At 64.2% G+C, this 5,553-nt stretch carries 6 protein-coding genes and 1 pseudogene; 2 read left to right on the top strand and 5 right to left on the bottom strand.

Annotated features, from left to right (window positions below):
- The 3 genes and pseudogenes from VZ95_RS07070 to VZ95_RS07080 form a co-directional block, all read right to left on the bottom strand.
- Positions 1 to 436, bottom strand: a pseudogene (locus VZ95_RS07070) (phosphatase PAP2 family protein); the annotation flags it as partial.
- 3 nt (positions 437 to 439) lie between these two features.
- Positions 440 to 2,188 (bottom strand): ArnT family glycosyltransferase, encoded by a 1,749-nt coding sequence (locus VZ95_RS07075; protein WP_052711562.1) that lies wholly within the window; start codon positions 2,186 to 2,188, stop codon positions 440 to 442.
- 7 nt (positions 2,189 to 2,195) lie between these two features.
- Positions 2,196 to 3,272, bottom strand: a complete 1,077-nt coding sequence (locus VZ95_RS07080) for a mitochondrial fission ELM1 family protein (RefSeq protein WP_045775233.1) — start codon at positions 3,270 to 3,272, stop codon at positions 2,196 to 2,198.
- Positions 3,273 to 3,338: 66 nt separating this feature from the next.
- On the opposite strand from VZ95_RS07080, the gene VZ95_RS07085 reads away from it, so the two are divergent.
- A complete protein-coding gene (locus VZ95_RS07085; RefSeq protein WP_045775234.1) occupies positions 3,339 to 3,836 on the top strand; it encodes an Lrp/AsnC family transcriptional regulator in 498 nt (165 codons plus the stop codon).
- Positions 3,837 to 3,890: 54 nt separating this feature from the next.
- Here the strand turns inward: VZ95_RS07085 and greA are convergent, their stop codons facing one another.
- On the bottom strand, positions 3,891 to 4,364 hold the full coding sequence (gene greA, locus VZ95_RS07090) for a transcription elongation factor GreA (RefSeq protein ID WP_045775235.1): 474 nt from the start codon (positions 4,362 to 4,364) through the stop codon (positions 3,891 to 3,893).
- Between the two features lie 351 nt (positions 4,365 to 4,715).
- Between greA and VZ95_RS07095 the strand changes: the two genes are divergently transcribed.
- Complete coding sequence (locus VZ95_RS07095) at positions 4,716 to 5,255, top strand: hypothetical protein (protein ID WP_045775236.1); 540 nt, start codon at positions 4,716 to 4,718, stop codon at positions 5,253 to 5,255.
- A gap of 61 nt (positions 5,256 to 5,316) precedes the next feature.
- Here the strand turns inward: VZ95_RS07095 and VZ95_RS26770 are convergent.
- Positions 5,317 to 5,553 (bottom strand): hypothetical protein (locus VZ95_RS26770; protein ID WP_232302530.1); only part of this gene is annotated, 237 nt, incomplete at its 5' end.

Here is a 5,553-nt window from a genome sequence, read left to right on the forward strand (position 1 = left end):
GAAACGCGAAGCCGCCGGCAGCATCGCCGGACACGAAGGCGCAGTTCTTCGGGCATTGATCGGCGGGGATCAGCGGCGGCGAGAAGCTCTTCGTGCCGCCGAATTCGCTGAGATGGGAGGGGCGGGCGCGGCCCCAATTGTCTTTCAGAATCGTATTGGCCAGCAATCCCGGCCCGAGCCCGACGGCGAGCAGCAGAAAGGCGGCTTCCCGGCCCGTCACGCGGCGGGCGAGCCAAAAGCCGATTGCGCCCAGGGGAATCAGCGCGACGAGGAAGGGCACGGCATCGTGTAGGAACTGGAAGGGCGCGGCCTGCCCGAGCACGAACCCGGCACCGGGCCGATAGCCGAGGGCGGCGACGCTGCGGTCGATCTCCGGCACGGCGATGAACAGCGCCCCCAGCAGCGCTGCGGCACAGAAGACCAAAACTGCGCGCATGAATTAGCCCGCGCGCCTAAAGAAAGTGACCGTCACCCATCGCCCCTTGGAGTAATTATAGCCCCGATCGATGCTCAGCGCCTCCACGGGCAGCTTGGCCGCCTCGGCAGCTTCGCGGAACTTGGTGATGTCGCGGTCGCCGATCAAGGCAAGATCGGCCTGCCGGTCGGCCAAAAGTTGGGCGGCGGTGGCCGCATCGGTCAGACGGGTCGTGGTTTGGGTCAGAAAAACAAGGCTCGGTTCGGCATAGCCCGCCGCCACCAGCCGCGCGCCGGGGGCAAGCGTCTCGGCCTGGGCGGCCAAGCTGCGCGATAGAAAGAAGCCGGAACTGGCGGGCAGCACGCCCGAAAGCAGCGCGCCATAGCCGAGCGCGGCGACCGTAATCGCGCTCACGAGGGCCGGAGCCCCCGCGCCAATCCACACCCAGCGCAGGGTAAGCCCGCCGCCAATGAGGAAGACGGCGGCAGCGATCAGCGCCAGCGGGTTCAGCGCGTGATCCAAATACAGCCCGATCCCGACCGACACGATTGCCAGCAGCAGCGCCGCCAGTCCCCACAGCAGTTGCGAAATGCGGGCCGTCCACGGTGTTACCTGATGCACTACCGCCGTCAGCGCGAAGCGGGCGACCAAGAGCGCCAGCGCCGGATAGAGCGGCAGCACGTAATGGGGCAGCTTGGTTGGGATCAACTCGAAAATCAGCCAGCAGGGAAGAACCCAGGCGAGGGCGAAGCGCACCAACGGGTCGAGCCGGGTTTGCCAGGCCGCGCGGAGGGCGGGGATCAAGAGCAGTGTGCCGGGAAAGAAGGTCACGGCGAGCAGGGCCAGATACAGGCCCGGCGGTGCGCCGTGGCCTTCCTGGCTGCCGATCAACTTTGGCAGCAGGTCGCCGCGAATGGCATCGACGAAAAAATTCCCGCCCGTCGCCGTGCTGCCGCCGCCCGGCTGGGCCAGAATGGCGAGGGTCCAGGGCGCGACGATCAGGGCGGCGAGCGGCAGGCCCATCAGCGGGCGCAGGCGCTTCAGCCATCCCCAGGATTTATCGGCAAACCCGAGGGCCAGCAGCGTGACGCCGACCACCATCGGCACCACGGGGCCTTTCACTAGAATCGCCGCCCCCAGCGCGCCCCAGAACAGGGCCGTATAGCGCAGGGGCAGAGCGACCTCCTCGCCGGCGGGCCGATAGGCGCGCAGCAGCGCCATTTGCGCGCCGACGGTGCAGGCGAGCAGGGCGGCGTCGGTCTTGGCGAGATGGGCTTCGACAACGGTCAGTAGCGTCGACGCCAGCAAGGAGGCGGCGAGAAAAGCCGTCGCAGGGTCGGTCTGTCGGCGCAGGCCCGCGAACAGCAGCAGCACGGCGGCGGTGGCCGCCAACGCCGAGGGCAGACGATAGGCCCCGATGGGGGCTTCCGCGCCGCCGAACAGATGGGCGGACGCCGCCTGAGCCCAATAGATGCCGATCGGCTTCTTATTGCGCGGCTCATGCTGGAAGGAGATGCGGATATAATCGCCGCTCTCAATCATCTGGCGGCTGGCTTGAGCGAAGCGCGCTTCGTCGCGGTCGAACGGCGGCAGCGTCAGCAGGCCCGGCAGAAACAGCACGAGGCAGAGCGCCAGCAGCCCTGCCCAGGGGCCGACCCCTTGGGTAAGCCTTAGCCAGCGGGGATTTTCTTCCGGCGAGGAGCCCCCCGACCGGCGCGAGGGAGGCGGCCCAGGCACGGGCGAATGGGGCGTTTGGCGCAGCAGACGAATCATAGGGGGGTCATACGCTTTTCTGATCCGGCGGAAAAGCCCCTGCGGGAAACAAGGCCGCAACCGCAGCGGCAGCCCGCCCGGTTTCGTCGAACGGCGGCGGTACCGTCTCGATTAGCACGCCCGTGAAGGGCCGAACGAGGCCCAAACTCTCCAACCTGCGATGAAAGCGGGCGAATTTGCCCGGTTTACCCGGCAGATCAATGCGATAGACCGGCCTGCCCGTGCTGGCGGCTTCCGAGAGCATCGAGACGCTGTCGCCCGTCACCAGCAGATGATCGGCGAGCGCCAGCAGGGGGAGATAGGGGTTTTCGCCGGTTCCATCCCACCAGAAATGCGGATAGGGCCGAAGGGCGGCTTGCAGCCGGGCTATGGCGTCGGGTGGGGTGCGCCGCGACGGGGTGATCGCCAAGCGCGCGCCCGTTTCGGCCAGGGCAGCGAGATTGCGCGCCAATCGGTCGGCGGTGGCAGAATCGAAGCGATAGCGCGCGCTATTGCCGCCGAGAAGCACGGCGACGAAGGGTTTTCCGGCGGCGTGCGCCTCGGCCTTCAGCGCCGCGAGATCGGCGGGCGGCTGCGCTTTGGCCTCGGCCAGACGGGCAGCGGAAATGCGATGGGGGGCACCGGCGAGCGCCACCAGATTTTCGCCCGCGAGCCCATCATGAATCGGCGCGATGACTAAATCGAAGCGCGCCAGCGGCAGCCGGGGGTTCTGGAGCGCCACGACGCGGGTTTTACCGTGGCTCACGCGCCGAATCGCGGCGGCGGGGGCCACGGCACTACGGCCAGCGGCGATGACCAGATCGGGCCAGGGCGGCGCGAGCGGCGGGATCAAGGCGGCAATGACGCAGCGGATACCGAAGAATTCCCACAGGCGCGCGGGCAGAAATTTGAACGGAACTATCGCGCGGGCGCGGTGTTCCTGAACGTCAAGCGGCCTCGGCAAAAGCCCCGCCAATCTTTCGGCCAAACCGCGCGCTTGATTGAGCGTCCCCGCCTTATCGTCGCACAGGAGCCACACCGTCAGCGGCGGCAGAGCCGACGAAAGCCGGGGATCGGAGGGGGAGAGGGGCTGCGAATTGGGCATGACGTAACCGAATAGAGAGGTTATAAGAAATTATATGTCTAGAAACCCCAAGAGCGGATCGTAAAAATGCGACAAATCAAGTTGGACCGGATCGATCGGCGGATCCTCCGCGATCTCCAGGCCGACGGGCGCATGACGAATGTGGAACTGGCGCAACGGGTGGGCATCTCCGCGCCGCCGTGCCTGCGCCGGGTTCGCGCTCTGGAAAAATCCGGTCTCATCCGGGGCTATCACGCCGATATCAACCCGGAAGCTTTGGGCTTCGGGGTGACGGTTTTCGCCCAGGTCGGCCTGTCCAGTCAGTCGGATGTCGATCTGCGTGCCTTCGAAGAGATGGTCTCCCACTGGGCGGAAGTGCGCGAATGTGCCCTGCTGACCGGCGATGTGGACTATCTGCTGAAAGTCGTCGCCCAGGATTGGGAGGATTATCAGCGTTTCCTCACCACCAAACTGACGGCGGCCAAGAATGTCGCCCATGTCCGCTCGGCGTTGGTGATGCGCACGACCAAAGATATGCCGGGCGTGCCGATCGACATCGACGAGGCCGACGGCAGCCATAGCTGATCTCAAGCAAAAAGGGCGGCGCGCGGGCCGCCCTTTTTGATTTAAGTCCCTCGGTTAGCTGAAGCTAATACCGACGATCTCATAGGATTTCGAGCCGCGCGGCGTGGTGACTTCCACCGAATCCCCGACCGACTTGCCGATGAGGGCACGGGCCAGCGGAGCCGTGATCGACAGCAACCCGGCTTTCACATCGCCCTCATACTGCCCGACGATCTGGAAGTTTTGCTCTTCGCCGGTGTCCTCGTCGGCCAGATTGACGTTCGCCCCGAATTTAATGGTCGAGCCGGTCAATTTGCTGGGATCGATGACATCGGCGCGCGAAATCACATCCTCCAATTCGGCCACACGGCCTTCGATGAAGCTTTGCCGCTCGCGCGCCGCCGCATACTCGGCGTTTTCCGACAAATCGCCATGCTCGCGCGCTTCGGCGATGGCACGGATCACCGCTGGGCGCTCCACCGTCTTCAAATGCTTCAACTCTTCTGTCAGCCGTGCGTAGCCGCTGGCTGTCATCGGCACCTTTTCCATGCCCTATTAACCTCTCCGGTCCGGCTATCTCATACGGTCAGATCTGCGCCCGGAAGCGCGGCCTACTGAGTGGGCGCGGAGAATAATCCGCCCGCGCGCGCGATACAAGCTGCGTTGCACACGCGGCCGTCGCTTTCCAGTCACAGCCCCATCACGCCCCGCTGCCGAGGCGGCGGTTCGGGAAAGAGCGAGGGGCGATATGGTCTCTTGCCTTAACGAATATGCTTCCCTTAAAATGCCATATGGTTTTTCTGTGATCGGTCCCCCGCTTTTCGGGGCCGGGGTGCAGTGAGGACAGAGGATCTGCCGCCGATGAGTGAGGATAGCCGGTCTCGTTTGGCTCGGGAATTGATGGCCACGCTCAAGGTTGACCATGAGCGGGCGCAGCGGAGTCGCGCGATTTCCAGCCAGTTCGATGCCGCCGATGAATTCGACCGGCAGGAACGCGCCCTGGATCGTTCGGGCGGGGGTGCGCCGCGTCCAGGCGCGGGTCGTATGAAAGAAGGTATGGCCGTTGCCGCGCGCACGGAGAATACCGCCAAGGATGGCCAGGGTCTCGCCGCCCATCAGAAGCGCGATAACCGCCGCTTTACCGACCCGGTCTTACGCATCGGCATTTTTCACGATAGCTTCGAGACGATCGATTGGTCGCTCGGCGGCGTGATGGTCGGCAATTACGTGGGCGAGTTGAAGGCGAACAACCGCTTCCAGATTACCTTTACGGTGGCGAGCGCTAAGGCAGGCGCGGCCTATTATGCCGCGCAGGTGCGCGTTATTCGCGTCGATCCGCGTAAGCGTACCCTGTCGCTGAAGTTCGAGAAACTGGCATCGGGCGCGTTCGATTTCCTCTCCGGTTTGCAGTTGCAGCAGGCCCGCAAGCGGATGTCCTAAGCGTCTTATTATTGGAAGATCGATGAATTAACGCCCCCCGGAGACTTCGGGGGGCGTTTTTTTATTGCTGCACTGCACCTAAAAACTGCACTGAGGTGCGACAATCCGCGCGCCAAGATTGCGGCATTTCCTTGTCGCGTTCCGAATATAACCTCTGTACCGTCTGAATGGATGTTTTGTTTCCGGTGGCCTTCCTACTCGGAAATAAAGCCACCAGACAAAATATAAAGATAAAGTTTAGGGAGTCAGAAATGTCCAGCATAGCACGGGGCGCTCCGGCGACCACCCCGGCGGAGGA

It is taken from the genome of Elstera litoralis (assembly GCF_000963705.1).
GTDB lineage: Bacteria > Pseudomonadota > Alphaproteobacteria > Elsterales > Elsteraceae > Elstera > Elstera litoralis.

Excerpts from the sequence above, each read along its gene's own strand:
- VZ95_RS07080 (WP_045775233.1), bottom strand. The coding sequence starts at position 3,272 with ATGCCCAATTCGCAGCCCCTCTCCCCCTCCGATCCCCGGCTTTCGTCG.
- VZ95_RS07095 (WP_045775236.1), top strand. The coding sequence starts at position 4,716 with ATGGCCACGCTCAAGGTTGACCATGAGCGGGCGCAGCGGAGTCGCGCG.
- VZ95_RS07085 (WP_045775234.1), top strand. The coding sequence starts at position 3,339 with ATGCGACAAATCAAGTTGGACCGGATCGATCGGCGGATCCTCCGCGAT.
- VZ95_RS07075 (WP_052711562.1), bottom strand. The coding sequence starts at position 2,188 with ATGATTCGTCTGCTGCGCCAAACGCCCCATTCGCCCGTGCCTGGGCCG.
- greA (WP_045775235.1), bottom strand. The coding sequence starts at position 4,364 with ATGGAAAAGGTGCCGATGACAGCCAGCGGCTACGCACGGCTGACAGAA.